The organism is Pseudomonas neustonica, assembly GCF_003797945.1.
GTDB lineage: Bacteria > Pseudomonadota > Gammaproteobacteria > Pseudomonadales > Pseudomonadaceae > Halopseudomonas > Halopseudomonas neustonica.
This window is the reverse complement of sequence record NZ_RKKU01000009.1, coordinates 85,475-111,184: the sequence shown is the minus strand read 5'-3', so window position 1 is coordinate 111,184 and position 25,710 is coordinate 85,475. Positions and strand designations below refer to the sequence as shown.

The 25,710-nt window shown below is 58.1% G+C and carries 22 protein-coding genes; 9 read left to right on the top strand and 13 right to left on the bottom strand.

Annotated elements, in window-relative coordinates; translation table 11 throughout:
- Positions 1–115: 115 nt before the first annotated feature.
- The 5 genes from EF096_RS09665 to EF096_RS09645 form a co-directional block, all read right to left on the bottom strand.
- Positions 116–2,023: a beta-ketoacyl synthase gene (locus tag EF096_RS09665; protein WP_123889417.1), complete on the bottom strand. Its 1,908-nt coding sequence runs from the start codon at positions 2,021–2,023 to the stop codon at positions 116–118.
- Between the two features lie 208 nt (positions 2,024–2,231).
- A complete protein-coding gene (locus tag EF096_RS09660; RefSeq protein ID WP_123889416.1) occupies positions 2,232–2,984 on the bottom strand; it encodes a substrate-binding periplasmic protein in 753 nt (250 codons plus the stop codon).
- An 82-nt stretch (positions 2,985–3,066) separates the two neighbouring features.
- Positions 3,067–3,441 carry a cupin domain-containing protein gene (locus EF096_RS09655; protein ID WP_123889415.1) on the bottom strand — a complete coding sequence of 125 codons (375 nt, stop codon included), beginning with the start codon at positions 3,439–3,441 and terminating at the stop codon, positions 3,067–3,069.
- 57 nt (positions 3,442–3,498) lie between these two features.
- Positions 3,499–4,992, bottom strand: a complete 1,494-nt coding sequence (locus EF096_RS09650; protein ID WP_123889414.1) for a CoA-acylating methylmalonate-semialdehyde dehydrogenase — start codon at positions 4,990–4,992, stop codon at positions 3,499–3,501.
- 70 nt (positions 4,993–5,062) lie between these two features.
- Positions 5,063–6,394, bottom strand: coding sequence for an aspartate aminotransferase family protein (locus EF096_RS09645; RefSeq protein ID WP_177412329.1), 1,332 nt, complete (start codon positions 6,392–6,394; stop codon positions 5,063–5,065).
- A gap of 263 nt (positions 6,395–6,657) precedes the next feature.
- On the opposite strand from EF096_RS09645, the gene EF096_RS09640 reads away from it, so the two are divergent.
- A complete protein-coding gene (locus tag EF096_RS09640) occupies positions 6,658–8,157 on the top strand; it encodes an aldehyde dehydrogenase (RefSeq protein WP_123889412.1) in 1,500 nt (499 codons plus the stop codon).
- Between the two features lie 133 nt (positions 8,158–8,290).
- Complete coding sequence (locus EF096_RS09635; protein WP_123889411.1) at positions 8,291–9,475, top strand: MFS transporter; 1,185 nt, start codon at positions 8,291–8,293, stop codon at positions 9,473–9,475.
- A gap of 137 nt (positions 9,476–9,612) precedes the next feature.
- Here EF096_RS09635 and EF096_RS09630 read toward each other — a convergent pair whose 3' ends face one another.
- The gene (locus tag EF096_RS09630; protein ID WP_123889410.1) at positions 9,613–11,682 is read right to left on the bottom strand and encodes a TonB-dependent receptor family protein; all 2,070 of its coding nucleotides are present in this window, start codon (positions 11,680–11,682) and stop codon (positions 9,613–9,615) included.
- 350 nt (positions 11,683–12,032) lie between these two features.
- Between EF096_RS09630 and EF096_RS09625 the strand changes: the two genes are divergently transcribed.
- The 3 genes from EF096_RS09625 (at position 12,033) to gabT (ending at position 15,497) form a co-directional block, all read left to right on the top strand.
- The gene (locus EF096_RS09625) at positions 12,033–12,500 is read left to right on the top strand and encodes a MarR family winged helix-turn-helix transcriptional regulator (RefSeq protein ID WP_218565749.1); all 468 of its coding nucleotides are present in this window, start codon (positions 12,033–12,035) and stop codon (positions 12,498–12,500) included.
- Between the two features lie 203 nt (positions 12,501–12,703).
- Positions 12,704–14,164 (top strand): NADP-dependent succinate-semialdehyde dehydrogenase, encoded by a 1,461-nt coding sequence (gene gabD, locus EF096_RS09620; protein ID WP_123889409.1) that lies wholly within the window; start codon positions 12,704–12,706, stop codon positions 14,162–14,164.
- Positions 14,165–14,222: 58 nt separating this feature from the next.
- Entirely contained in the window at positions 14,223–15,497 is a 1,275-nt protein-coding gene (gene gabT, locus EF096_RS09615) for a 4-aminobutyrate--2-oxoglutarate transaminase (protein ID WP_123889408.1), read from the top strand.
- Positions 15,498–15,519: 22 nt separating this feature from the next.
- On the opposite strand, the gene EF096_RS09610 is transcribed toward gabT, so the two are convergent.
- Both EF096_RS09610 and EF096_RS09605 read right to left on the bottom strand, forming a co-directional pair.
- A complete protein-coding gene (locus tag EF096_RS09610) occupies positions 15,520–16,956 on the bottom strand; it encodes a phospholipase D-like domain-containing protein (protein ID WP_123889407.1) in 1,437 nt (478 codons plus the stop codon).
- A 106-nt stretch (positions 16,957–17,062) separates the two neighbouring features.
- On the bottom strand, positions 17,063–17,437 hold the full coding sequence (locus EF096_RS09605) for a DUF805 domain-containing protein (RefSeq protein ID WP_235869691.1): 375 nt from the start codon (positions 17,435–17,437) through the stop codon (positions 17,063–17,065).
- A gap of 224 nt (positions 17,438–17,661) precedes the next feature.
- Between EF096_RS09605 and EF096_RS09600 the strand changes: the two genes are divergently transcribed.
- Genes EF096_RS09600 through EF096_RS09590 form a run of 3 tightly spaced genes read left to right on the top strand, consistent with a single transcriptional unit; the run spans position 17,662 to position 20,822 of the window.
- Positions 17,662–20,256 carry an intermembrane phospholipid transport protein YdbH family protein gene (locus tag EF096_RS09600; RefSeq protein ID WP_158611258.1) on the top strand — a complete coding sequence of 865 codons (2,595 nt, stop codon included), beginning with the start codon at positions 17,662–17,664 and terminating at the stop codon, positions 20,254–20,256.
- Positions 20,257–20,258: 2 nt separating this feature from the next.
- Positions 20,259–20,450 (top strand): YnbE family lipoprotein, encoded by a 192-nt coding sequence (locus EF096_RS09595; RefSeq protein WP_123889405.1) that lies wholly within the window; start codon positions 20,259–20,261, stop codon positions 20,448–20,450.
- A gap of 57 nt (positions 20,451–20,507) precedes the next feature.
- The gene (locus tag EF096_RS09590; protein ID WP_235869692.1) at positions 20,508–20,822 is read left to right on the top strand and encodes a YdbL family protein; all 315 of its coding nucleotides are present in this window, start codon (positions 20,508–20,510) and stop codon (positions 20,820–20,822) included.
- On the opposite strand, the gene EF096_RS09585 is transcribed toward EF096_RS09590, so the two are convergent.
- The 5 genes from EF096_RS09585 to EF096_RS09565 all read right to left on the bottom strand — a co-directional run bounded on the left by EF096_RS09585 (position 20,797) and on the right by EF096_RS09565 (position 25,075).
- Positions 20,797–21,459: a DUF3047 domain-containing protein gene (locus EF096_RS09585; protein WP_123889403.1), complete on the bottom strand. Its 663-nt coding sequence runs from the start codon at positions 21,457–21,459 to the stop codon at positions 20,797–20,799. The genes EF096_RS09590 and EF096_RS09585 overlap by 26 nt on opposite strands.
- Complete coding sequence (locus tag EF096_RS09580; RefSeq protein ID WP_123889402.1) at positions 21,452–21,667, bottom strand: hypothetical protein; 216 nt, start codon at positions 21,665–21,667, stop codon at positions 21,452–21,454. Before EF096_RS09580 ends, EF096_RS09585 begins: the two co-directional genes overlap by 8 nt.
- Before the next feature lie 59 nt (positions 21,668–21,726).
- A complete protein-coding gene (locus EF096_RS09575) occupies positions 21,727–22,716 on the bottom strand; it encodes a lipase secretion chaperone (RefSeq protein ID WP_123889401.1) in 990 nt (329 codons plus the stop codon).
- A gap of 65 nt (positions 22,717–22,781) precedes the next feature.
- Positions 22,782–23,729, bottom strand: coding sequence for a triacylglycerol lipase (locus EF096_RS09570; RefSeq protein ID WP_123889400.1), 948 nt, complete (start codon positions 23,727–23,729; stop codon positions 22,782–22,784).
- A gap of 278 nt (positions 23,730–24,007) precedes the next feature.
- Positions 24,008–25,075 (bottom strand): transporter substrate-binding domain-containing protein, encoded by a 1,068-nt coding sequence (locus tag EF096_RS09565; protein WP_123889399.1) that lies wholly within the window; start codon positions 25,073–25,075, stop codon positions 24,008–24,010.
- A gap of 156 nt (positions 25,076–25,231) precedes the next feature.
- Between EF096_RS09565 and EF096_RS09560 the strand changes: the two genes are divergently transcribed.
- The gene (locus EF096_RS09560; RefSeq protein ID WP_123889398.1) at positions 25,232–25,699 is read left to right on the top strand and encodes an NfeD family protein; all 468 of its coding nucleotides are present in this window, start codon (positions 25,232–25,234) and stop codon (positions 25,697–25,699) included.
- Positions 25,700–25,710: the final 11 nt, after the last annotated feature.

Here is a 25,710-nt window from a genome sequence, read left to right as displayed (position 1 = left end):
CGCTCTATCAAGACAAGGTTGAGCTCATTGTGTGAGGCTGTGACCGATGTTGATAGGCGATACAAAAAAGCCCCAGCCAAAATGGCCAGGGCTCTGATAGCGCAAATACCAAGCCTCAGTCCAGCATATCCTTAAACCGCTCATCCTTACGAAAGCTCAATTTCTTACTGAATCCCGGAATACTGATATCCGTATCGCTGATCACAATCTCGTGCTCGTCGATCATGCCCTGACCAAAGTTATAGATGATATCGAGCTGGCCCTTGAGCGCACGCTGTTCGTAGGCAGCGGCATTGGCGCGGGTCTGTTCCCGACGGGCGCGGTAATCGGCAAACACAGCTTCACCATAGCGCTTGGCAAGCATGCGCTCTACCACGCTGGGCGCGAGTACCAGTGCGCTGGCGTTGTTGCCACCAAAACCTTTGGAGTTGATGAAGGCAACTTCCAGTGGCTTGCTCTGGCGATCGACATCCTGGGTGCTGATTTGCAGATGGGTTTGATGCACGTCGTCGGCAACCGCATCGATGGTCTTGATGCCGGGAATAATCTGATAGCGGAAGCTGCCCAGCGTGGCCATCAACTGGTCGGCACTGGCACTGGCCAGCGAGTGGCCGACATAGGCCTTGGCTGCGGCAACCGGCCAGTTATTGATGCCAAAGGCATCGGCGACGCGGTCGAGAATTTCTGACTCGGTGGTGCGGTTGGCCGGGGTGCTGGAGCCGTGTGCGTGCACAAAGCTGCGTTCCTTGACGGCGTCCGGACCGACGATCTGCATGGCGCTGTGCACGGCCTTGGCCATGGTCAGGTAGTTGCCCGGACCGGGGGCCGAGATGGACTTCTTGAAGCCGTCGGCATTGATGAAGACATCGGGCACGGCGCCGTGAATATCGGCGCCGAGTTCGATGGCCAACGCATCGTCCATCAGTACAAAGAATTGGCCGGACTCGGCCAGAGTGAACCCGCAGTTGGCACTAAACGGGCGGCTGGCGCGACGGAAGTCGACCTCTTCCTGACCGCCTACCTGGCGCAGACCGTCTTCGGTGGCTAATGCGCCCATGGCGCCGTAGCCCTCGATGCACTCCTGAGTAATAGGCGCCTCGCCATTGCCGACCAGCACCACGCGGGCGCGGCCGCTGGTGATCATGTCACTGCCTTTCTGCAGGTTATACAGGAAGCTGGCACAGGCGCCGGTAATCGCGCCCGTGGTACCGACGCTACCAAGGATATAAGCGTTGATGAAGTCGGCAGGCATGCTGTTGAGTCCCAGAGCCAGCTGCTTGGCACTGACGCGGTTGCCTTTGAGGCGCGACTGCATCAAGCCGCCAAAACTGTTTTCATCCAACTGGCTCATGGCGCTGCTGGCAAATACGGCGACTTGATCGGGCTCGACTGCATCAGCGATGGTTTGCCACTCAATGCCCACCGAGCGCAGGGCATCGGTAGCAGCGACTATGGTCAGCTGCAAACCGCGTGGATGGAAGCGCGAGGCATAGAGTTCACCCGGCTCCATGCCGCTGGGCAGTTGGCCGGCGGATTTGACCGGTAGTGAGCGATAGCTATCGACCTTGATGTCACAGCCGTCATAAACGGTGACCATGACGTCGGTATCGTTCAGTGCTTCTACCGCCCAGTCGCTTGGCAACGGCTCGGGGAGCTGCTTGCTCAAGGTGATAAAGGAGAAGGGCTTGCCTGCTTCGCCGGTAATGGTCAGGTTCTTTTGCCAGTGGGCGGCGTCTACATCCAGGTGGCGTTTTTCAATCCGGCGCACCAGGGTGCCATCGAGTATCTGCTGACCGAAGCGTTGTTCGATGTCGGCCTCGCTCAGAGGCTGATCGTCGGCATCCAGATACTGCTCGTTTTCAACCCGGACCAGCTTCATCAGAACGGCCAGGCCGACCAGTGTCTGCTGGCGCTCGGCGGCGGGCAGTGATTCGATCACCATCCGGCGGAAGCCGTGGTGGGATGAGCTTCGGCCGGCGGCGTTGTATCCGCCAAAGCCGACAATGACCGGTAAACGCGACATCACGCAAGACTCCTCACTGTGTCCCTGTGCCTCGGGTGGGCTGAACGGAATCGGAGCGGTCGCATCGGGCGGTGAGCACAGATGAACAGGCAGTCTCCGGCGTTCGGAACGGTATATTTGATTTTCTGATGTCAAATGATGACGAAAACTGTAACTGCTTGGTCACGTTCAGACCACAGTGTTTTTGTAATTGCCGATCCCGTGCGGGCTAGTTGGCGTATTGGGCGGCATCCAGTATGCGCCGCAGCTCGCCGCTCTCTCTGAGCCTCAGTAGGGCGTCGTCTAGTTGATCGCGCAGTGCTTCTGCCTGTGCTGTGGCCTTGGATACGAAGAGATAGACTTCGATCCGGGACAAGGGTTCTACCACGATTTGCCCTTGCGGGACGGTCCGCATCGGCAGGGTCATGGGGTCCGAATAGTTGATCAGGTATTCAGCCCGGCGGTGCAGCAGCATTTGCAGTGCGGACTGATGGGTTGCTGCTCGCGTCAGGGTTACCCCTAGCTGTGGGTCTTGCAGCGCTTGGCTGAGTGCGCCATAGGTATAGGCGCCGATCAGTATCACGCTATGGCCAGCCAGGTCGCGCAGGTTGCGGATCGGCGGAGCTTCCACGTGCCGATAGACGTTGAGTTTGAGGCTAAGCAAGGGGAGCTTGCCCTGCAAGGCGAATGCGCTGAACTCAGGGTGGTCTTTGGCAGCCATGGTGATCTGCGTATCGCCACTCTTGAGGCGGTTATACAGCCTAGCTGGTGGATAATCGCGCAGGTGGTAGCTTAGCCCTGCTTCGGCGAACAAAGCGTCGGCGAGGGTGCGAACCGCGCCTGCGGGCTCGCCTTGTTCATCGACATAGAAATAGGGCGGAAAGTCGGCCAAACCGAATTCCACTGGGGGTTCTACTGCCATCAGCTGCTGACTTTGTAGCGTCAGCAGCGCGGTCAGGCAAAGGCATAATAATGGGCGCATCAAGGATCCATCCCGCAGCGAGTCGCACCTTTCAAGCTAGAAGCTTGTAGCCTTCGCGTCAATTGCGGCCTATGGCCAGCGGCTATAGGCCGTTGCTGGTGGCTGGTTCAAAAATGACGTACACCTTGCGGGTCGGCGACACTGCCTCCCAGGTACCGGAAAAGCCGGCGGGTATCACGAAGCGATCACCGGTACGCACGGTGCGGCTACCGCCTTGATCGTCATGCAGGATGGATTCGCCGGCAAGGATTTCACAGTACTCGTGCTCGCTGTAACTGACCTGCCATTGCCCTGGTTCACATTCCCATACGCCCGCAGAAAACTGCTGGTCCGGGCTGCTGTAATGATTGCGCACATTCTGCGCGGGGTCGCCTTTGAGCACTTTGGCTGCATCTGGGCGGTAGTGTTCTGCCGGGGTGTCGGCGGTGGCGAAATCGATGATGCTGTTGATCGTCATTTATCGGGTTCCGGTCTGGCAATGAAAAGCCCCGGCGCTATGGCCGGGGCGTTTGACTTACTTCATGGTGGGCATGGCGAATTCGGCGTCTGCGCGAATGCCGGTTGGCCAGCGTGAGGTAATGGCTTTGCGCTTGGTGTAGAAGCGCACGCCATCTGGGCCGTGCATGTGCAGAGGACCAAACAGTGAGCGCTTCCAGCCGCCGAAGCTGTGGAAGGCCATAGGAACCGGGATCGGCACATTGACGCCGACCATGCCTACCTGAATTTCATTGCAGAACTGGCGAGCGCAGTCACCGTCACGGGTGAAGATGGCGGTGCCGTTGCCAAACTCGTGGTCGTTGATCAGTTTTACTGCACTGGCGTAATCGGGTACGCGGACAACGCACAGAACCGGGCCAAAAATCTCTTCCTGGTAGATCACCATGTCGGCGGTGACATTGTCGAACAGGCAGCCACCGATGAAGTAGCCCTGCTCGTGACCTGCGACCACTGCATCGCGACCATCAACCACCAATTTTGCGCCTTCGGCGACACCTTGGTCGACATAGCCCTTGACCTTGTCGCGGTGCGCGGCAGATACCAGCGGGCCCATTTCCATACCGGCATCCATACCGTTGCCGATTTTCAGCTCTCTGATCTTGGGCTCCAGCGCGGCAATCAGTTTGTCGCCGACATCACCGACCGCGACCGCGACGGAGATGGCCATGCACCGCTCGCCGGCGCTACCGTAGGCGGCACCCATGAGTGCGTTTACTGTCTGGTTGATGTCCGCATCGGGCATGACCACCATATGGTTCTTGGCGCCGCCCAGTGCTTGTACGCGCTTGCCATGGGCACAGCCAGTGGCATAAATGTATTCAGCGATTGGCGTGGAGCCAACGAAGCTGACGGCTTGTACGTCGGGGTGCGTCAGCAGTACGTCGACCGCTTCCTTGTCACCGTTGACCACGTTGAATACGCCGTTCGGCAGTCCCGCTTCGGTCAGTAGCTCGGCCAGACGCATAGGGACGCTCGGGTCTTTCTCGGACGGCTTCATGATGAAGGTGTTGCCGCAGGCGATGGCGATGGGGAACATCCACATGGGGACCATAGCCGGAAAGTTGAACGGCGCAATACCGGCAACCACACCGAGCGCCTGGTTCAGTGACCATGCATCGACGCCGCCGCCAACCTGTTCGCTGTGTTCACCTTTGAGCAGGTGCGGGATGCCACAGGCAAACTCGACCACTTCGATGCCGCGCGTGAGCTCGCCCTTGGCGTCATCGAATACCTTGCCGTGCTCGCGGGTGATCAGTTCGGCCAGCTCGTCGGCGTGGGCTTCGAGCAGAGCCTTGTATTTGAACAGTACGCGCGCGCGGTTCAGCGGGGTGGTGGCAGCCCAGGCGGGGAAGGCCGCCTTGGCATTGGCAATGGCGTGCTCTACTTCGCTGGCGCTGGCAAGCGAGACTTCGCCGCGTTGTTGCCCGGTAGCGGGGTCAAAGGTGGCCTGGGTGCGCGCGCTGGCAGCGCTGCGCTGGCCGTTGATGTAATGGGTCAATTGCAGTGTCATTGAAAGTCACCAGAAGTTGTAAGTGAATGCCCGGCCGTTAGCCGGGCGATTAAATAAGGGGAATAAGGGGTCAGGCGGTCTGCTTGATGACCTTGCTGACAATCTCGATCAGACGGTCCAGATCCTGCTTTTCTGCGATCAGCGGCGGTGACATGGCCAGAATGTCACCGGTGCAGCGAATCATTGCGCCGTGCCAGAAGCAGCTATCGAATACTTCATAACCACGCGCACCCGGCGCACCCTCGCGGCTTGACAAGTGGATGGCGCCGACCAGACCGGTATTACGAATATCGATCACGTTGGGCAGGTCTTTGAGGCCATGGAGCAATTCGGCCCAGTAGCTCTCCAGTTCGGCAGCGCGGGTCAACAGACCGTCACGGGCGTAGATGTCCAGCGTTGCCATTGCCGCCGCAGCGGCGACTGGGTGACCGGAGTAGGTGTAGCCGTGGAAAAACTCAATGGCACCCGGCGGGCCCTGCATGAAGGCGTCGTGAATGGCATTGCTGACAAAGACCGCACCCATGGGGATGGCGCCGTTGGTCAGACCCTTGGCAGTAGTCATGATGTCGGGCGTGACATCCCAGCGCTGCGCAGCAAAGGGTGCGCCGACACGGCCATAGCCGGTGATCACTTCGTCAAAAATCAGCAGGATGCCATGTTTGGTAGTGATCTCACGCAGCCGCTTCAGGTAGCCCTTGGGTGGCAATATCACCCCGGCAGAGCCTGACATCGGCTCGACGATTACCGCGGCGATATTTTCTGCGCCGTGCAAGGTAACCAGCGCTTCGAGTGCATCCGCGCGCTCCATGCCAAACTGCGGTAGCCCTTGGGTGAAGGCGTTGCGTTCCAGGTCCAGGGTGTGCGGCAGGTGATCGACACCGGGTATCAATGCGCCGAAAGCCTTGCGGTTATTGACCATGCCGCCGACTGAAATGCCGCCGAAGCCAACGCCGTGGTAGCCCAGCTCACGGCCGATCAGGCGGGTACGGGTGCCTTGGCCAATAGCGCGTTGGTAGGCGAGGGCAATTTTTAGCGCGGTATCGACCGACTCTGATCCGGAGTTGGTGTAGAACACCCGATCCAGGCCAGCAGGTGCCAGCTCGACCAGTCGTTCGGCCAGTTGGAATGGCAGCGGATGGCCCATCTGGAAAGTGGGAGCATAGTCCATGGTATGGATTTGTTTGCTCACCGCCTCAGCGATCTCGCGACGGCCATGGCCAGCGTTGCAGCACCAGAGGCCGGAGGTGCCATCGATGACCTGGCGACCTTCCACATCGGTATAGAACATGCCCTCGGCACTGGCCAGTAAGCGTGGACGCGCCTTGAACTGTCTATTGGCGGTAAAAGGCATCCAGAACGGATCGAGACTGAGATCCTGCTGGGCAGACGGGGGTTGTTGCATGCTGTTCATGTGACCTTCCTGGCGGGTGCCGTTGGACATGGTGGGTGCGGGCAGCCTTTGGTGGCGATGTAAGTCGTAACTTGGGCAAAGTCTATGTCAAAAATAACAAACGAAAAAGGGGGTATTAAAAGAAATTGGCCGGTATCTGATGGGTTTCGTGTCAAATATATTGAATTTTAAATCGTGCCTTATTACTGTGGCCGACATTGCCCGTCCATTTTTTCGGACACCCAGGTGTGGTGTTCTTCACAGAGGTCACTGTCATGTCAGCATCTTTAAGCCGTCAGGATTGGGAGCAGCGCGCTGCCGCCCTGCAGATTCAGGGGCAGGCGTTTGTTGCCGGCCAGTATCAAGGCGCCGCCAGCGGCGAGACGTTTGAGTGTGTATCGCCGATCGATGGCCGCGTGTTGGCGCAGGTTGCCAGTTGTGATCAGGTCGACGCCGATCAGGCTGTCGCCAACGCCCGTGCCGTGTTTGACAGCGGTGTCTGGTCGCGTCAGGCGCCAGCCAAGCGCAAGAGGGTGATGCAGCGTTTTGCCAATCTGCTCGACCAGCACTGTGAAGAGCTGGCGCTGCTGGAAACCCTCGATATGGGCAAGCCGATTGGTGACTCGACGACCGTGGACATTCCCGGCGCGGCTAACTCGATTCGTTGGTCCGCTGAGGCGATCGATAAGGTGTATGACGAAGTTGCACCCACTGCGCACGATGAGCTGGGCTTGATTACCCGCGAGCCGATCGGCGTGGTGGCGGCTATTGTGCCTTGGAATTTCCCGCTGCTGATGGCGAGCTGGAAACTCGGCCCGGCCTTGGCCACTGGCAACTCGGTGATACTCAAGCCCTCCGAGAAATCCCCGCTGACGGCCATCCGTATCGCCGCGCTGGCGCTCGAAGCCGGTATTCCGGCTGGGGTTCTTAACGTCTTGCCTGGATATGGCCATACCGTGGGTAAGGCGCTGGCGCTGCATATGGATGTTGATACCATCGTCTTTACCGGCTCAACACGCGTCGCCAAGCAGCTGATGATTTACGCCGGTGAATCCAACATGAAACGCGTTTGGCTGGAGGCCGGTGGCAAGAGCCCGAATGTGGTCTTCGCTGACGCGCCTGACCTGGATGCCGCAGCAGAGGCCGCTGCCAGCGCAATTGCCTTTAATCAGGGCGAAGTCTGTACCGCCGGTTCGCGTTTGCTGGTTGAGGCGTCGATCAAGGATGCCTTTGTCGAGAAGGTCGCTGCTGCGTTGAAAGCCAGCTGGGCACCGGGCCACCCGCTGGACCCCAATACCGCTGTTGGCGCCTTGGTGGACACGACCCAAATCGAGACCGTGCTGCGCTATATCGAAGCCGGTCGCGAGGACGGCGCCAAACTGGTTATGGGCGGCAACCGGGTGATGGAAGAAACCGGCGGTCTGTTTGTTGAGCCGACTATTTTTGCCGATGTAAAAAACAGTATGCGCATCGCCCGCGAAGAAATCTTTGGGCCGGTACTGTCGGTGATTAGCTTCAATGACTTTGATGAGGCGATGAGTATTGCCAACGACACCATCTATGGTCTGGCGGCGGCGGTCTGGACGGCTGATCTCTCCAAGGCGCATCGCGCTGCCCTGGCATTGCGCGCCGGCAGCGTATGGGTCAATCAGTATGATGGCGGCGACATGACCGCGCCCTTCGGTGGTTTCAAGCAGTCGGGTAACGGTCGCGACAAGTCGCTGCACGCCTTTGATAAGTACACCGAGCTGAAGTCGACCTGGATCAAGCTTTAAGTAGCGGCAAGCGGCAAGTCTCGAGCTACAAGCGACAAGTCGCAAGCTAGAAGCTAGAAGCTATGGCGGCGGTCAGTTTTTGCACTTGGGTGTGCGGCTGGCCGTCGTTTTTTTGTTTTTTTCGGACTCATTTATGAATTGGAAGGCCTACGGCATCGTAACGGCGGCAGTGGTAATTGTCGGGCTGGCGCTTGGCGTTACCTTGCCGCTGGTTTCCTTGCGTCTGCACGAATGGGGTTACAGCACCTTTGCCATTGGTGTTATGGCGGGTATGCCGGCAGTCGGTATTGTGTTGGGCGCGAAACTCACCGGACGGCTGGCGGGGCAACTCGGCTCGGAGAATGCCCTGCGCCTGGTTATGGCCTGCAGTGCGGTCTCTGTCGTGCTGCTGGCGGTTTGGCCGAGCTATGCGGTCTGGCTGTTGTTGCGTCTGGTGCTGGGTATCTCATTGACCGTCACCTTCGTGATCGGCGAAAGCTGGATCAATCAATTGGTAGTCGATCGTCTGCGTGGACGGCTGGTTGCGGTATACGGCAGCGCGTTCGCGCTTAGTCAATTTTGCGGTCCGCTGCTGCTTGGTTTTATCGGTACTGAAGGTGATGGCGGTTTCTGGCTGGCGACAGCGTTGCTGGTTGGCGGCGTCGGCCTGCTGTTCTGCGTATCTGGTGCCCCGGTGGTTGATGCCGCCGCTGGCGCCGGACGTGGCCTTCGTCAGTTTGTGCGCAGCATGCCAGCGATTGCCTGGGCCATGGTGTTGTTCGCTGGCTTTGAAACCATGACGCTAACGCTGCTGCCGGTCTATTTGATTCGCGAGGGATTCGCCCAGCAGCTGGCGCTGATAATGGTCAGTACTGTGGTCGTGGGTGATGCCATATTGCAGGTGCCGATTGGCTGGTTGGCTGATAAGTTCTCGCGCACGGCGCTGTTTAAATTCTGTGGTGTGATCTTGCTGCTGAGTAGCCTGGCAATGCCTTTTGTGCTGCATACGGTGTTGATCTGGCCGGTGCTGGTGCTCTTTGGGTCGAGCGCTGGTGGTCTGTATACCTTATCGATAATTCTGGTGGGTCAGCGCTTTCGTGACGATGCTCTGGTGCGCGCCAACGCCCATATCGCCATGCTCTGGGGGCTAGGCTGCCTGCTCGGGCCAGTCGCTACTGGCGCGGCCAGTCAGTGGCTCAATACCCATGCTTTGCCCATGATGATGGCGATTGCCGCCTTGGTGTTTGTGTTGCTCGCCTGGCGGCGCGGCGCATTTGCTGCGGTGGCGGTGGATCAGGCTGAGTGTGAGCAGGATAAGCTGCCCCGTCGGGCGGATTAGTCCCTTTTTTGTTGGCCGCTGACGCAAAGCAAATACACCCGGCCAACCAAGTCTGCAGCCAGGCGCCGCTCGATGTTGCGCGGTACCTGGCCGATTGCGGAGCCTTGATTGAAACAAGGGTCGGTATCGCGGGACGATCAGTCCCAGCGATACTGCAAACCAACGCCCACCAACCAGTTCCGCTCCGGTGCTGGCTCGTAGTAACGAGACCCTGCCCCGTTGACGATCAGTGAGCCTATGTACTGCTTGTCGGCCAGGTTGTCGATGCGCGCAAAAGGCTCCAGGGCCCAACTGCCCAGTTCCTGCCGGTAGCCGGCGCGCCAGTTGAAAACGGCATAGCCAGGCGCTTTGGACTGGTTGTCATCGGTGGCGTAACGCTGGCTTAGGCTTTGCGCTTCCAATGCGGTGCTAAAGCCGTTTGATGGTGCCCACTCCAGCTCGGCGTAAAGGCTGTGGCGCGGTACGCCGGGCAGGTAATTACCGGAATAATCTTGACCATCGCTATGGATATACTCGTCGAACTTAGCTTCCAGGTAGGTGTACGCTAAATAAGCATTAAAACCGTAGGCAAGGCGTTGTTCTAAGGCGAATTCCAAGCCTTGTCGGTTTGACTGTCCCGCGTTTGCATAAGTAGAGCGGCCTACGTTGTCTTGGAGCGCGCCAGTGACGATTTCATCTTCGACACGTGTATAAAATACCGCGGCATCTAATCGGGTATTGCCGTGGCGAAATTTTAAACCGGCCTCGGCATTGCGCGACTCGCTGGGCTGCAGGTCGAAATTCAAACCGCTTCCGCTAGGGCGGTAGGCGAGTTCCTGGAAGGTCGGCGTTTCAAAGCCTTGTCCGGCCGCAGCATATAAAGTGAGAGCTGGGCTCCATTGATAGCTGATGCCCAGCGCTGGTGTGGTTTGTTGGTAATCAACGCTACCGCTGTCATCACTCCCATCGCTGAGGAAATCGTCTTCAGACTCAAACTCTACCCGGCTGTGTCTAAAGCCAGCGGTTAGGCTCCATTGGTTGGTCAACGCCCAAGTGCTGATCAGATAGGCTTCTTTGCTGTCGACCCGGTTGAACTCGTCACGTTTAAGATCGCCCTTGTCGTCGCCGTTGTTGGCGAAGCCCTTGCGACCCTCTCCTTGGTAGCCGTAAGTCAGACCTGCGGCCAGCTCTACTGGCAGGTTGAACAATTCGGTCTGACGTTGCCACCCCAGCTCACCACCGCCGAACTTTCGGTCTAGTTCGATTACGCCACCTCCCTGCGACGACCCTCCGCCGGCGAACCCAAGGTACTGTTGTACATCCCTTTGGCCGCCGTAAATCATCACTGTAAGTTGGTCGTCATTGGTTAGGCGCCGCTGATAATTGAGGCCAATCTGCTCGTGCTGGACGGATTTTCGTGTATCGAACGCTACTGCGGCTCCTCCAGGCTGACGTCGATCTTCTTTCAAAGATTCTTCTGTAAGCCCTAACGGGTCCTGTGTCTCAGGCTGATCAAGACTATTGAGCAGCAGCGTCAGACTGGAGGCATCGTCGATGTCCCAGCCCAGACGCAAATTGGCCATGTCGCGCTGCGCTTTACTGTGATCGCGATAGCCATCGGTTTCCAGTCGGGACACGTTGGCGTTGATGCTGAGGTCGCCATGCTGGCCGCCGTACTTCAAGCGTGAACGCCAGAGGTTGTCGCTACCAATGGCGCTGCGGCTGTCGAGTGTTGGATGTAGCGGAGCTGCCTCGGTGAAGCCCTGAATGATTCCGCCTGACGCATTGCCATAAAGGGCGCTCAGCGGACCACGCAGCACATCGAAGTATTGCATGCCGTCGAGGTCAAAGAGCGCTGGCTGGCCTTGGCCGTCCGGCATGGTCAGCGGAATGCCATCCTGAATCAAGCGCACGCCACGCACGCCGAACTGGGCGCGCGCGCCGAAGCCGCGAGAGGATATCTGCACGTCTTGCGCGTAGTTCTGACGATTCAGCGCGAGTATGCCAGGCGAGCGTTGCAGCGACTCGGAGAGATTGGCACCCAGGCTGTAAGGGCTAATCTGATCGCTGTCGATATGACTGCTGGCGGACGGCAATCTGTCGTTGGCTGCCGCTGGATCTGTGCCAAGTATGGTCTGGGTGGGTAGCTTCAGGCTGCTCTCAGCAGCGCTGACGTGGCCGGCGAGCGTGGCCAGAATAGCGGCGACGGTGGCGGTGCGATGGGTCATGTGATTTCGCTTTTGGTTAAGGCGATTGTAGGAGCGAAGCGATGTTCTGTGGCTGCAGTCTAGCAGTGTGTTGCTTGTGTCAGTAGCGGGAAAGACCGCTCATACCGCATGGTTAATTCTTTAGAAAAATGCGCAACAACCAGTAAAGAATTTTCACTGGCAAGATAATTACTTTGAAGTAAAAATAAAATACGTGTAATAATCTACGATATTGCGATGCTTTTTTGTCTTTAATTGCGGCTAAAGCGGCGTGCAGCGGCTTTGCAGAAAATGCATCTAGTTACTACTGTAATATTTAGGCTTTGTGTCAAAATGCTGCCTGTTTTTACGGCGCTGGCCGGGAGTTTTTTATGCACATGATGCACGATTTATATCTGGCGCTGCGCCGTTTACAGCGAGCCAGTGAGATTCACGCCAAACGACTTGGTCGCCACAGCGGGCTAACACCTATTCAGCTGTTGATCCTGCACAGTATCAAGGCGATGGGTGAAAGTACTCTGGGTGACTTGGCTAAACAGGTCAGCGTGTCGCAAGCGACCTTGAGCACCATCATCGACCGGCTGGAAAATCGCGAGTTGCTGCAGCGTATTCGCAGTAAAAGTGACAAGCGCAAAGTCCACTTGGCACTCAGTGAAAAAGGCGTGGCTGTGATTCAGGCAGAGCCTGCACTGCTGCCGTCGCCTTTCCTTGATCGTTTTGGCAAGCTCGCTGATTGGGAGCAACTTATGTTGTTGGCCAGTTTGCAGCGTGTGGCAGGTCTGTTGGAGGACGGTCAAAGTACGCCTACCGAGCTCTTCGAGGGCGAAACGGCGGCCTGATCCTGGTGCTCCCGGCCTGCTTTCTTGCAGGCCGTTCACCTGATCGTATCCTTCAGTATTGCTTTATTCCCTTCTCGCTGTTTTTTCTCATCCGGGGTATTGCCTGATCGCAGCGCTGCGCATAGCATGTTTGAAATTTCAAACATCGATGTTTTAAATGCGTTACGCATGCTCGATTTTCGCTCTAGATGAGGACTTATTAAATGGAACTACACTGCCCCGAGCTTTTTCGCCAACAAGCCTTTGTTAATGGTAGCTGGTGCGAGGCCGACAGCGGTGCTCGAACCGAGATATTCAATCCGGCCAATGGCGAGCGTTTGGGCAGTGTGCCGAATATGGGGGCGGCGGAGACGCGACGCGCTATTGAAGCCGCGCAGCAGGCGCAACAGGCTTGGCGTGAGCGCACGGCCAAAGAACGCGCGCAGGTGCTGCGCAAATGGTTCGAGCTGATGCTGCAGCATCAAGAGGATCTGGCGCGCATCATGACCGCTGAGCAGGGCAAGCCGCTGACCGAAGCCCGAGGTGAAGTCGCCTATGCTGCCTCTTTTCTGGAGTGGTTTGGTGAAGAAGCCAAGCGCATCTATGGCGATGTCATCCCAGGCCATCAGGCGGACAAGCGCATTCTCGTGCAAAAAGAGCCGGTTGGTGTCACGGCTGCGATTACGCCCTGGAACTTCCCTGCTGCAATGATTACCCGTAAGGCTGGCCCGGCGCTGGCAGCCGGCTGCGCTATGGTACTGAAACCGGCACCGCAGACGCCTTTCTCTGCGCTGGTATTGGCTTTGCTGGCTGAACAGGCTGGCCTGCCTGCCGGCCTGTTCAGTGTCATTACCGCCGATGTAGACGCCTCACGCGACGTGGGCGGTGAGCTGTGCAGCAACCCTATTGTGCGCAAACTGTCGTTTACCGGCTCGACCGGCGTGGGCATCAAGCTGATGGAGCAGTGTGCACCAAGCCTGAAAAAACTCTCGCTGGAGTTGGGTGGTAACGCGCCCTTTATCGTCTTTGATGATGCTGACCTGGACGCCGCCGTTGAAGGCGCGATGATTTCAAAGTACCGCAATGCCGGTCAGACCTGCGTCTGTGCCAATCGCATCTATGTGCAGGATTCTGTCTACGATGCTTTTGCTGAGAAGCTGGCGGCTGCAGTTGCTCAGCTCAAAGTGGGTAATGGCAGCGAGGCTGGTGTGACCACCGGGCCCCTGATTGATAGCAATGCGGTAGACAAGGTGCAGCGGCATCTGGCCGACGCTATTGGCAAGGGCGCCGAGATCCTGGCCGGTGGTAAGCCGCATGCGCTGGGCGGCAACTTTTTTGAACCGACCATTATCACCAACGTCGACAGCAGCATGCTGGTTGCCCGTGAGGAAACCTTCGGCCCGCTGGCGCCGTTGTTCCGCTTCAGCGATGAAGCGGACGTGGTACGTCAGGCCAACGATACCGAGTTTGGCCTCGCTGCTTACTTCTATGCGCGCGATCTGAGCCGGGTATTCCGTGTGGCGGAGCGACTGGAGTACGGCATGGTGGGCATCAATACCGGGCTGATCTCTACCGAGGTAGCGCCCTTTGGCGGCATGAAGTCATCCGGTCTCGGCCGTGAGGGCTCCAAGTACGGCATCGAGGAATACGTTGAGATCAAGTATTTGTGTCTGGGCGGCATCTGAGCCGCTCTAGTTTCGACTTCACGGGAGCCTGACTCCCATTTATGAGTGCGAGGCAGTTATGAGCAAGACGAATGAGTCCTTGATGCAGAGACGCAATGCTGCAGTTGCCCGCGGAGTGAGCCAGATTCATCCGTTGGTTGTTCAACGGGCCGAAAACGCCACTGTGTGGGATGTGGAAGGCCGGCAGTATATCGATTTTGCCGGTGGCATAGCCGTGTTGAATACCGGGCACCGTCACCCCAAGATCATGGATGCGGTGAAGCGACAGATGGAGCAATTCACGCACACCTGCTTTCAGGTGCTGGCGTATGAGCCCTACATCGAACTGTGCGAGAAGCTTAACGAGCTGGTGCCCGGCGACTTCGTGAAGAAGACGCTATTGGTGACCACGGGATCGGAAGCGCTGGAAAATGCGGTGAAGATTGCCCGCGCGGCGACCGGTCGGGCGGGCGTGATTGCCTTCACCGGCGCCTACCACGGCCGCACCATGATGACGCTCTCGATGACCGGCAAGGTGGCGCCTTACTCGGCGGGGATGGGGTTGATGCCGGGCGGCGTTTATCGCGCGCTGTTTCCCTGCCCGCTGCATGGCGTTAGCGATGACGACGCGATTGCGAGCATTGAGCGTATTTTCAAGAACGATGCCCAGCCGCAGGATATCGCCGCGATCGTGATCGAGCCGGTCCAGGGCGAAGGTGGTTTCTATGTTGCCAGTCAGGCCTTCATGGCCAAGCTGCGTGCGCTATGCGATCTGCACGGTATCCTTTTGGTCGCCGATGAGGTGCAAACTGGCGCCGGACGTACCGGCAGCTTTTTTGCGATGGAGCAAATGGGTGTGGCGGCAGATCTGACTACCTTCGCCAAATCCATTGCTGGTGGCTTCCCGGTAGCGGGTGTCTGTGGTCGTGCCGAGGCAATGGATGCCATCGCACCGGGTGGCCTGGGCGGCACCTATGCGGGTAATCCGTTGGCCTGTGCCGCCGCACTGGCGGTACTCGAGGTCTTTGAAGAAGAGAATCTGCTGGCCCGCAGCCGTACCCTGGGCGAACTGATCAGTGGGCGTTTGCGAGATATCGCCGCGACCGACAAGCGCATTGGTGACGTACGCGGGCTGGGCGCCATGGTGGCCTGCGAACTCTTTACCAGTGATGGTGGCCCGCACGCCGAGCTAACCGCTCAGTTGGTGGTCAAGGCTCGCGAGAAGGGATTGATTCTTTTGTCCTGCGGACAGTACGGCAACGTTATCCGTATCCTGGTGCCACTGACCGCCACCGATGTGGAAGTGCAGGCGGGTATGGATATCATCGCTGACTGCTTTGCTGAGCTGAGCTAGCGTACGACTGATCAGCGGTCTGTCAGAAGGTAGACAGGCCGCTGGCTTCCATAAAGCGATAGAGCCCGTAACGCCAATAGCTATTATCAGCAAAGGCGCTGTAGGGCAGGCTGTGAATGCCGCCATCGCTGTTGCTCCAGGCCTTTTCAAAGCCCGCGCGCATGGCAACTATCTCCGGGTTATCAGCTTGGGTAGTAAGTCGTACGCTGGTTTCCAGATTCAGATCATGCAGGTTACGGCGAGTAAAGTTGGCCGACCCACTGATCACCTCGGTTATCCCCTGGCTGCGCTCCAGCCGAATCCATTTACGATGGCACTGCTCGCCAGTGGTTGCGCACCAGCGCACGGCGACGCCTTGCTCATGCAGATCCCAGGCAGCCTGCCGGTTTGGGATACCATTTTTCTCACGACCAAAGGCATCTCTGTTGGCATCGAGAATGGCACGCACCTGCACGCCGCGCGCTTGCGCGTCGATCAGCGCCTCAATGACCGGGCGTGAGGACAGATAGAACATCTCCATGTCCAGCTGGTCGCCTGATTGCGCTGACGCTACCAGCTCCAGCAGTGAGCGCTCAATGGCGCCTTCGGTCAGTATCTGAATGTGTGGCAGATCGGGGTTACCGGATGCATCGGGGGCGGTTGGCCAGTCTTGGGCTGCGGTGTACCCCGAGACCAGTGCGGCGGCGCGCTCTGTTTGCAACAAATCCAGCGCCGCCGCGCCGCTGAAGACAATGGCACTGTTGTGGTGGCGGCTACTCGCGTCGTGGGGGTTGGCCGAGGTCACCAGCGCGCGCCAGTCTTCGCCGTTGTCGACGATCAGGGTTTTGCGGTGGTTGGCGCGGAAGTTGGCCAGATGCAGATAACTGCGCAGGGTAATTTTGCCTGGACCGACCGGGTTAGGTAGCCAGCCACCCTCAGTGTTGTTGCCCAGATAGCTGCAGCACAATTGCCAGATACCGGTCCAGGCCGGGTTTGAAGCAGGCAGTCGGTCTATGTCGGTGAGCACAACATCGACGCCGGCAGCGCGCAGCTGTTCCAGCTCGGGTGCGCGCAGGCCGCCATAGAGAGTATTGAAGGGGTCGGTAATCATGACTACCGGCATATCAGGATGACGTTGCTTGGCGCTGATTAACGCCTTGGTCAGTTGTTCGGACAGCGGGCGGTAGCTGTCTTCACCCGCGAACGCGTTGAACAGGAACATATCGACAACCACCAATCTTCGCGCCTGAGCGATAAGACGAAACGCTTCATCGAATATTTCCTGGTCTACCAGGTCGGTGCCTTGCGCGTTCTGATAGGTCTGATCACGCAGTATTTCCAGTCGCTCGGCGGAGCGCACTGGGCCCGTGACAGACAAGCCTTCCGGCATGCTTTGGCAGGAACTGAGTATGGCGCTCAATGCGACGGCAAGAAGCAGTAACGCTGGGTAGCGGCGGCTGAACGGGCGAGACCTGAACATAATGGCAATAAGTTGTGGCTGAAGAGAAATATAGCCTGGGGCTTACAGCGGGGATACGCAAGGAAAACGGCAGCCGGACACTTAGTTTACGTGCCCGGCCTGAGACTTAGGAGGCTACGGGGCCTGCAGTCTCACCCTTGGGGTTAGGGCCATAGGCGTTTGCTTGTGGCTCGCCTTCAAAGCACATCAATACCAGGTAGATGATTGAGCCAACAAAGGGGATCAGCGCAATCAATACCCACCAACCACTACGACCCGTGTCGTGAAAGCGGCGCACGGCAACGGCCAAGGACGGAATCAGCGTAGCCAGAACGTAAATGCTGGACAGCAACGCTATTCCCAGCACACCGTCGATAACCGAGAGGACTACGATGGCAATGAAGTGAAACAGGGTGAAATACCAGAATTCGCTGCGGCGAGCGCGGCCTTGGAAGACAGCATAGTTCTTGAGAACATCTAGGTACCAGTTCATAGGACTCATGAAACTTTCTTTCCTTTGATTTAGTGTTCGGACTACAAAATACGCCTGAACGCCCGGAAATTGCTCTCCGTTTGACGTCCTGTCTGTAGTTCCTTTCTATACGGTTTATCGAGGCGCTCGACAGCCGGGAGGACGGATTATAGTTGGTACTGTCCTTGCCAGGTCAACCTTGGTGACGTTTTTGCATGTTAACCTGTGATCTGCTCCCGGTTATGAGACCTGCCATGCGCAAAACGCTCGGCGTGCTATTCGTTTTTCTGCTGTTATCCCTGTTGGCGCTGACGCTCGCTTGCTTTTGGGCGCAGCGCGCGCTGACCGATGCCGGCGTGCACGATCTGCGTTGGCAAGAGCTTGGCTGGCAGCGCGGCGGCGTGCAGTTTGGGCAAATTAGCTTTGCTATACCGACAGGACAGGTGGCAGTGGAACAGCTGCATCTGGTGCCAGGTTGGCGAGATGGTCCGCGGTTGCGCGCGGTGCAGGTGTCGAGCTTGCAACTCAGCCTGAAAGCGCGCGCTGACTCGTCCGCTGGCGCTAGCGCGGTGGGCACCGGCCTGGCGGCCCCAGAGCTGTGGCTGCAGTTGCTCAACTGGTTACCCGATCAGGTTGCTGTGGATGTGCTGCGCGTAGAACTGCCTTGCCAAGCGGGACTCTGTGAGCTGGGCGGGTCGTTGCAGGTGCAGCGCCGCGCGGTAGATTTGGCTAGCGGACAACCGGTGCAGGCCAGCGCCGAGCTTGTGCTGCAGGCAGGTGAGCAGTTATTTCTGTTAAAGCAGCAGGTGCAGGCTGATGGCGAACAGCTGCAGCTGCAGGGCGATCTGCTGATCAATCAGCAGGTGGTCGCGCAGATCGAGTCACACTGGCTAGGGCGTGACCAGTGGCGCGGTAGCCTGCAGGTACCTGACTGGCCAGAGACCACAGGCCTGTATGAGTATCTCGGCAATTGGATAACGCTCGGCAGTCTGCCCGTCAGCCAGTTCCCGCCGGGCGCACAGCTCGCACTGGATTGGGATATGCACGCCTTGCAAGCGCCAGTCGACTGGATCGATTGGCTGGCCGGTCGCGTTGCTTTGGACGCCCGGCTTGCTCTGCCAGAACCCTTGTCGCTGGCCGGCTGGGGTGATCTGAGCGGTGAGCTTGTGCTAACACTAAGCGCAGATCAGGGCCGCTGGCAGGTGTTGCAGAGTGATGCGCAACTGACGCTGGCACGATTACAGTTGACCGGTAACCTTGCGCTGCCCGGCGACCTGCAGCCAGAGCAACTGCAGTTGCAGGTGTCTCCTGCGTCCGGCATCGCGCTGGCGGCCGGGGAGAGGGTGCCATTTCACGGCGTATTGGGTCTGTCAGGTGCTAAGGGGCTGAATGCACAATTGGCCGGTGATATGGCCTTGTTGTTGCCATCGGCGCAGCAGCAGGATTGGCAGTTACAGCTGCTGGATAGTGTGCTTGATCTCCAGCTGGCCCGTTGGCAACAGCAGGATGTGCGGCTGCGTGATCTGCATCTGGCAGCACCTATTAGCGGCACCCTGGATCGCCAAGGGGTGCAGCTACAAGCAGCATCCGCTGCCACCTTGGCGTGGTCCGAGCTGCAGTTGAGCGCGGCTGATCTTGGGTTGCGCAAGGCGAGCATGCAACTGACAGAATTAAATTACGAGCAGCATTGGCAGGCGCCTGGCGGGCCCTCTGCGAGTAGCCAACTGAGCGGCAGTATCGGCCAACTGGACCAGGCTCAGTTAAAGCCTCAACCCTGGAGTATCAATGGGCGTTGGCGTTATGCCGACGGCGCTCTTGCATGGCAGGGTAGCGTGCGCAATGCGGCCGAATTCGCACTGGATACTGACTTTAAACTACCGGCGACAAAACCCTGGCAGGCCAAAGCCACGCTGCAGCCCATGTTCTTTCGAGCGGCTAACCCCTTGGCCGAGACGCTGGTAGCGTGGCCGCCGCTGCTGAGCCTGTCTAGTGGTCAGCTCAACGCATCGCTGAGTGCGTCCGGCAGTATTTCCGGGAGCAGCGTGCAGGGCGAAATCGGCTTGTCTGGCGTCAAGGGTATTTATGATCGCAGCGCCTTCAGTGGGTTGACCATGCCGATTGAGTTCAAGATGCAGGGCGGCGGCATGCTGCTAAGTACCTCGGCATTGACTCTTGAGAGTCTGAATCCAGGTCTGGAAATGGGGCCATTGGAGGCAGGTGGGCGCTACTCGGCGCGGGTCGACGATCCCTTGAATGGGCGCTTGCAGCTCAATAAATTGCAGTTGCAGCTGCTCAGTGGTCAAGTCAGCGCCGAACCCGGGGAGTTGGACTTCTCGGCGCCAGAGCAGCGGTTGGTATTTGATATCCAGGGACTTGAACTGGATACCCTGTTTGCAGTCTATCCCACAGAGGGTTTGAGCGGGCGCGGCACTCTGGATGGCCGTTTACCGGCGGTGTTGCGAGACGGCGAGCTGATGATTGATGCGGGTGCGGTAGCTGCGCGCAAGCCGGGTGGAGTTTTGCGTTATCAGTCCGACAAGCTGCAGCGCCTGGCGCAAAGCAATGCCGGTATGCGGCAGTTGGCGGGAGCGCTGGATAACTTTCACTATACTGTGCTTAGCAGCCAAGTGGATTATGCCGAGGACGGCACCCTGCAGTTAGGCTTGAGTCTGCAGGGCAGTAACCCGAATTTTCAGCAGGGGCGCCAGGTTAATCTCAACGTAAACCTGGAGGAAAATATTCCGGCTCTGCTGACCAGTCTGCAGCTCAGTAGTCAGGTTAGCGATATCATTCAGCAACGGGTACAGGAGCGTCTGCTCAAGCAGCGTCTGCAGCCCAACAAGGAGTAGCTATGCATTGGCGAGGGTTGTTGATTGGAGCTTCTGGTTTGCTATTGGTGGCCTGTGCAGGGCCTACGGTGCAGCTGGCCGCTCCTAGCGAGCCAATTAATATCAACCTGAACGTAAAGATTGAGCATGAGATTTACATCAAGGTAGATAAACAATTGGACGAAGTGTTCAACGAATCCAGCGGGCTGTTTTAGGCACGCATTGGTAGAGGGGCTATGACGATGGGCAAGAAAACGCTTTTTACATTGTGCATGCTATTTTTCTTGGGTAGCAGCGCAGCATGGGCCTTGAGCTTGAATGAAGCCATGACAGCTTTGCCGGCAGCCAAGCAGGCCGGTCAGCTTGGTGAGCAGCCCAATGGGTATCTGGGCGTAGTAAGCAGTGGTGGCAATGCCGCTGAAGTGGCGCGGCAGATCAATGCTGCGCGTAAGGAAGAGTACCAGCGCGTGGCCAAGAGCAATGGGATTTCGCTCAGCGATGTGGAAACCATCGCCGGGCAGAAGGCGATCGAGCGCACGCCGTCAGGTCAGTACATTCAGGTTAATGGCGGCTGGGTGCAGAAGTAGCGGGTAACCACTCAATGGCGCCGTACCAGCCGGTAACCGGCTGGCCGGCGTTATCGCAGTCGGTCATCAAGGCAATACCATCAACTTGCTGCAGGTCTTGGCCGTGCAGTCGCTTGAAGTCTTCGCGCACGTTACGCTGCTCAGACACCAGCTCCCCGGGATGCTCTGGCGCGCCACTGCGGACCGCCAGCATCTGCGCGTTTGCGGTAAACGCATTGGACCAGTGGCTGCCTTGCGGTTGGCTGCTGGACCACACGTAGTTCACGGCCAATGTGCGCCACGGCAGTAGCCCGCCATCTTTAACTACGTACACGCGAACCGGGTAGTCGTCCCCGGCTTTGCTGGTTTCATCCAGGCCTGAATACACGCCGCTCACCGCCCATGACCAGCTAAGAATCGGCGTTTCACGCAGGTCTACGGGGTGCTCGATAAACAGCGCGCTGGCTTCGCCGTTGCGGCAATCGGCCTGCAACCTTAGCGGGGAAGCGCTGGTGTCCAGCGCATAGTGCGTTGGTTTCGCAAAGGTTTTGGCTGACCAGCCGAGTATATCCTCTGGCGCGTAAGCGGGCTTGGCCTGAGTGCTCAATGGCAGTAGCACGCCCAGTAGCATCAGCCCGTATCTGGCGGTGTTAGTCATCTGCTTTCTTGTTGGGCTCTGCTTTGCTCTGTGCGGCTTTAGCTTTCTCTTCGGCCTGATAGCGTTCCCAGTCCTCCCAGTCGTGGGGCGTCCCGGCGTGCGGGCGACCGGGGTGTAACGCTCGCTCCAGGGCTTGACCTCGCAGACTGATATCCTTGTCTTCTTCCTGATCCAGACCGTGCTTTTTTAGAAACTCGTCGGCGCGCATGGCTGCCTCCTGGTTCGGGCGTATTGAGCTCTGAGTATGGCAGCTAACTTGCGCAGACTCTAACCTTTACCCTGGCCCGATAGGCGTAGCCGCTCGTTGGGCGCAAAGCCTTGCTGCAGCAGTGCTTCGATAGCGGCTTGCTTGTCCTGCTCTGCCAGGCCGGGTTGCTGCAGGATACTGGTGCGCTCGCGGTTGAAGCGTTCGACTCGTTGCTGCCAGTCGGCACGTTGCTGGTCCAGGGTCTCAAGCCGAGCGGTAGCCTCGGTGCCCACCAGGTTGAGCCTTAGTTCGCGCAGCGCTTGCGGGTCGGCATTGCGCTCGCTCAGTGCCTGGGTTTGGCGACGCAATTCCTGGTGCAGTTGCGGCACCAGGAGTTGCTGCATCTCGCTCGGCAGGTTTTCCCGCAGTGCCTCAATGTCGTCGGCGCGTTGCGATGGGGTGAGATCCGGGTTGCGATTTATCGCCAGCCGTTCAAGCGTGAAGCGGTTGTACACCTCTTCACTGGTAAAAAACGCCTGATGTACTTCGGCGCTGAACAGACTGGCGCGCAGACGCTGAACGGCTTCTTCGCGGGCCCAGAGTGCGTCGAGGTCATCGAGTACCGGGAAGTCCTGCTCCAGTGCTGCGACCGCCTGCAGATAGTCCAGATACTGTTGAAAGATAGCCAAAGCCTGGCCGCGCGCTGGCTCTTGCAGTTGCCCAGTCAGTTGCTGCCGCACGCGTTCTTGTGTCTGCTCGGGCCGTTCTTCGCCAGCGGCGCTTAAGTAGTAGTCAAACAGATGGCGCAGCTGGTCGCTGATGACCAGGTTGCCGTGTGCATCGACCTGTAATTGGCCGTCAACCTCGGTGCCGCGCAGGGAGCTGGGCATTGGCTGGGCTGCGCTCTTGTTGGACTCTGTTATCAAGCCTTGCGGCAGCGGCGCAGTGGTCGCTGTGGACGCCGCTGTTGTCAGTGTTTTGTCGCTGGCAATAAGGGGATCTTCGGCCAGCAACTGCCAACCGAGCAGCAGTGCGCCAGCCAGTAGTGGCAGATAAATGATCAATTTCATGGGTTAACTCTGTTACCTGGTCTGGTCGCCGCGCGATCACACCTTTAGTGATCGCGCGGACTGTCTCACAAACCGGCGTTTTTCAGCCGATTCGCCTGTTGTCGATAAACGGTGACCGGGTCGGTCTCGAACAGGCTGGTGAGGCCCAGAAACTGATTGACCTCATCCAGATGGTTCATTCGATAGTTATCACGGATAACCATGCCCATGTGCGAACTGCAGCGTCCAACCAAGCCGTCGTTGGCTTCGCCATTGAAGGTCAGCGAGGCTGCGCCGGTGATCAGGTCAGAGACGTCGAGCATATTGGTCAGCGGGCTGGTGCCTCCCCATGAGTAGTAGCGCACGCCATTGACCTTGTAGGCGCCTTCACCACAGGCGCTGGTGGGGATGCCAGCAGGGAAGCGTGCGTTGAAGTCTGCGGCGCCTGCGGAGTTGAGTGACTCCAGGGAGCCCAGCGCATTTTGCGGGGTCATGGAGCTGCTGCCGGAAAGCAGGTTGATAAAGCCACCCAGGGCATTGGTCAGCCCGGCCACTATCGCCTCACCGGTAGAGCCCTCTGGAATCTGGCGCAGGAAGTCAGCTGTGGCAGAGCCTTTGTGCGGTGCACCTACGCTGGTGACCGAGGCGACCAGGTCAGGACGTACTGCAGCGACGTAGCGCGCGGTGGGGCCGCCGTGGCTATGACCGACCAGGTTGACCTTCTGCTTGCCGCTGATGGCGACAATCTCTTCAACCTGCGCCAGCAGCTGCTCACCCCGGGCTTCGGAGGTGTCGAGCTGGCTGACCTCGGTGGTGTAGACAGTGGCGCCATCCTTGCGCAGCGCGGCGGGAATACCGTACCAGTAATCGACACCCAGCAGGCTGTCGAAGCCCAGCATGCCGTGGGCCAATACGATGGGGTACTTGGTCTTGGTGTATTGCGAAGAGCTGAACCAGAAAGCCTGAGCCTGGGTGCTGACACCCAATGCGGCTATCAGGCCGCAGGCGACACTCAGTCGGGTTTTATTCGACATGACGAAATCCCTTGTGTTTGTTTTTGTTTGTATCGTCTTGAGACACTCAGATCTTTGCCTGAGGTCTCTGAGAATAGTCAGCGCTGAGACGCTTATGAAGGTTTTTGGGCGGGCATTTATGCGGCGCTATGGTCGGCAGATTATGACTGTTCAGTCACTGGCTCTGCGCCGCTGTCATTCACCGGAGAAATCCGATGAACTGCAGTTCACTTTTTGTCGAAATTGGTGGCTGCAGTGAGCCGATCACCGGAAAGCCGGTTTTCCGGTGATCTCTTTCTTTAATTGGTTTCGCTAAGGTAATTTGCCTGGATTGAGCGCCATTCGTCCGACTCGGTTATACGCAGTATTTCTTCGCTAACGGACTCGCGCAACGGGCTGCCTGAGGGCAGCGCAAGCGCATAGAGTTGCTGCTCAAAAACGCCGGGTACCAGATCCAGCCGCTGATCGCCCAGTTGTTGATTGCGAAACTGCATCAGGGGTCGGTCATATACGACGGCGTCGGTATTGCCATCCACGACAGATTGCATGGCATCGGTGAGGTTGGTGTACTCGCGCCGCACCACGCGATTGTCTTCCAGGTAGCGCGCACTTGCAGTATCGGGAATGGTCGCTACGGTGCTGCCGGGCAGGTCTTGCGGGCCGCCAATCTGATACTGCAGGTTGCTGACCGTCAGCGAGGTTGTGATCGCGGCGGTAAAGCTGGCGACCATGATCAGTCCTGCGAACATCCATACCAGCGCCACCAGCCTACCCGCCAGAGTGACAGGCGCTTTGTCGCCATAGCCGACAGTGGTCATGGTCACTGCCGCCCACCAGAAGCTGGCGCCGATACCTTCGCTGGCCTTACCGCCAAACTGCTCAGGATTAGCTCGCCGCTCGCAGACCCAGAGAATGATGCCCACAGCAAACAGCAGCAGGCCGAGCGCGACTATGACACTGAGAAACTCCCAGCTGAAGAGTGCCTTGAGGCTTTGCAGAATGCCATGCTTTGGGGTGCGCGGTACGCCAATGGCCAACCCGGTCTGGTAGAACGGATGGCTGAAGTCAAACGCCGCTTCGCGGTCAGCGGTCATGGTTAGCGCACCCACCGCCACATCTATTTTGCCGCTTTCTACTTGGCTGAGTAGTTCGGAAAACGATAAAGGAACCCACTCATACTCAATGTTCTGCTCTCGTGCTACGGCGCGCCACAGGTCAATACTGATGCCTTCCCACTCGCCGCGTTCGGTCTGCATCACGAAGGGAGGTACTTCCGTAATACCCACTTGCAGTGTTTTGGCTGAAGTGAGGCTGGCGCTGAACGCTAATACGACGAAAAGAAATAACCGAATAAAGCACTGAGGCATGAGTAACTCCCTTTAGTTTGTGAACAGCTTAGCAAAGCTGATTCGCTGTAGCAGGACTGTCTGTTGCGGTGGTGACGCTGGCAGGGTATTTGCCAAGGCAATCTGGTACTCTCCATCAGGCCGCAGTACAGGAGGCCCTGCACACAGGGAAGGCTAATGTTGACTGTATATTTGACGAGTTACGCGTTCTGGTTGTTGCTGGGCCTGGCCCTGTTGCTGTCAGAATTTTTCATTCCCGCAATGGTGGCGGTGTTCTTTGGTATTGGCGCACTGGTAGTCGGACTACTCACGCTGTTCGGCGTGATTGATTCTCTGCCCTATCAGTTAGTGCTCTTTGCATTGATCAGCGTTGTCGCGCTTTGGTACCTGCGCCGGCATTTCAACCGCTGGTTGCGTGGTAGCGAGGTTGATCTGGCTGCGCGTGATCAGGATGACGCTGGATTGTTGGGCGTGCGTGTTGCCGTGCTGACCGATTTTATTGATGGCATCGGTCATGTGCAGCTTAACGGCGCCAAATGGGATGCAGAATCAAATGAGTCACTCAAGGCCGGAGACACGGCATGGGTATTGAACCATAGCGGTATCGTGTTGCAGGTCAGCGCTCAGCGACCTGAAAAATCTTAATCACCCCACGG

What these genes read in the sequence shown, in the direction of transcription:
- EF096_RS09665 (WP_123889417.1), bottom strand. Translation starts at nt 2,023, where the DNA reads ATGTCGCGTTTACCGGTCATTGTCGGCTTTGGCGGATACAACGCCGCC.
- EF096_RS09660 (WP_123889416.1), bottom strand. Translation starts at nt 2,984, where the DNA reads ATGCGCCCATTATTATGCCTTTGCCTGACCGCGCTGCTGACGCTACAA.
- EF096_RS09655 (WP_123889415.1), bottom strand. Translation starts at nt 3,441, where the DNA reads ATGACGATCAACAGCATCATCGATTTCGCCACCGCCGACACCCCGGCA.
- EF096_RS09650 (WP_123889414.1), bottom strand. Translation starts at nt 4,992, where the DNA reads ATGACACTGCAATTGACCCATTACATCAACGGCCAGCGCAGCGCTGCC.
- EF096_RS09645 (WP_177412329.1), bottom strand. Translation starts at nt 6,394, where the DNA reads ATGCAACAACCCCCGTCTGCCCAGCAGGATCTCAGTCTCGATCCGTTC.
- EF096_RS09640 (WP_123889412.1), top strand. Translation starts at nt 6,658, where the DNA reads ATGTCAGCATCTTTAAGCCGTCAGGATTGGGAGCAGCGCGCTGCCGCC.
- EF096_RS09635 (WP_123889411.1), top strand. Translation starts at nt 8,291, where the DNA reads ATGAATTGGAAGGCCTACGGCATCGTAACGGCGGCAGTGGTAATTGTC.
- EF096_RS09630 (WP_123889410.1), bottom strand. Translation starts at nt 11,682, where the DNA reads ATGACCCATCGCACCGCCACCGTCGCCGCTATTCTGGCCACGCTCGCC.
- EF096_RS09625 (WP_218565749.1), top strand. Translation starts at nt 12,033, where the DNA reads ATGCACATGATGCACGATTTATATCTGGCGCTGCGCCGTTTACAGCGA.
- gabD (WP_123889409.1), top strand. Translation starts at nt 12,704, where the DNA reads ATGGAACTACACTGCCCCGAGCTTTTTCGCCAACAAGCCTTTGTTAAT.
- gabT (WP_123889408.1), top strand. Translation starts at nt 14,223, where the DNA reads ATGAGCAAGACGAATGAGTCCTTGATGCAGAGACGCAATGCTGCAGTT.
- EF096_RS09610 (WP_123889407.1), bottom strand. Translation starts at nt 16,956, where the DNA reads ATGTTCAGGTCTCGCCCGTTCAGCCGCCGCTACCCAGCGTTACTGCTT.
- EF096_RS09605 (WP_235869691.1), bottom strand. Translation starts at nt 17,437, where the DNA reads ATGAGTCCTATGAACTGGTACCTAGATGTTCTCAAGAACTATGCTGTC.
- EF096_RS09600 (WP_158611258.1), top strand. Translation starts at nt 17,662, where the DNA reads ATGCGCAAAACGCTCGGCGTGCTATTCGTTTTTCTGCTGTTATCCCTG.
- EF096_RS09595 (WP_123889405.1), top strand. Translation starts at nt 20,259, where the DNA reads ATGCATTGGCGAGGGTTGTTGATTGGAGCTTCTGGTTTGCTATTGGTG.
- EF096_RS09590 (WP_235869692.1), top strand. Translation starts at nt 20,508, where the DNA reads ATGCTATTTTTCTTGGGTAGCAGCGCAGCATGGGCCTTGAGCTTGAAT.
- EF096_RS09585 (WP_123889403.1), bottom strand. Translation starts at nt 21,459, where the DNA reads ATGACTAACACCGCCAGATACGGGCTGATGCTACTGGGCGTGCTACTG.
- EF096_RS09580 (WP_123889402.1), bottom strand. Translation starts at nt 21,667, where the DNA reads ATGCGCGCCGACGAGTTTCTAAAAAAGCACGGTCTGGATCAGGAAGAA.
- EF096_RS09575 (WP_123889401.1), bottom strand. Translation starts at nt 22,716, where the DNA reads ATGAAATTGATCATTTATCTGCCACTACTGGCTGGCGCACTGCTGCTC.
- EF096_RS09570 (WP_123889400.1), bottom strand. Translation starts at nt 23,729, where the DNA reads ATGTCGAATAAAACCCGACTGAGTGTCGCCTGCGGCCTGATAGCCGCA.
- EF096_RS09565 (WP_123889399.1), bottom strand. Translation starts at nt 25,075, where the DNA reads ATGCCTCAGTGCTTTATTCGGTTATTTCTTTTCGTCGTATTAGCGTTC.
- EF096_RS09560 (WP_123889398.1), top strand. Translation starts at nt 25,232, where the DNA reads ATGTTGACTGTATATTTGACGAGTTACGCGTTCTGGTTGTTGCTGGGC.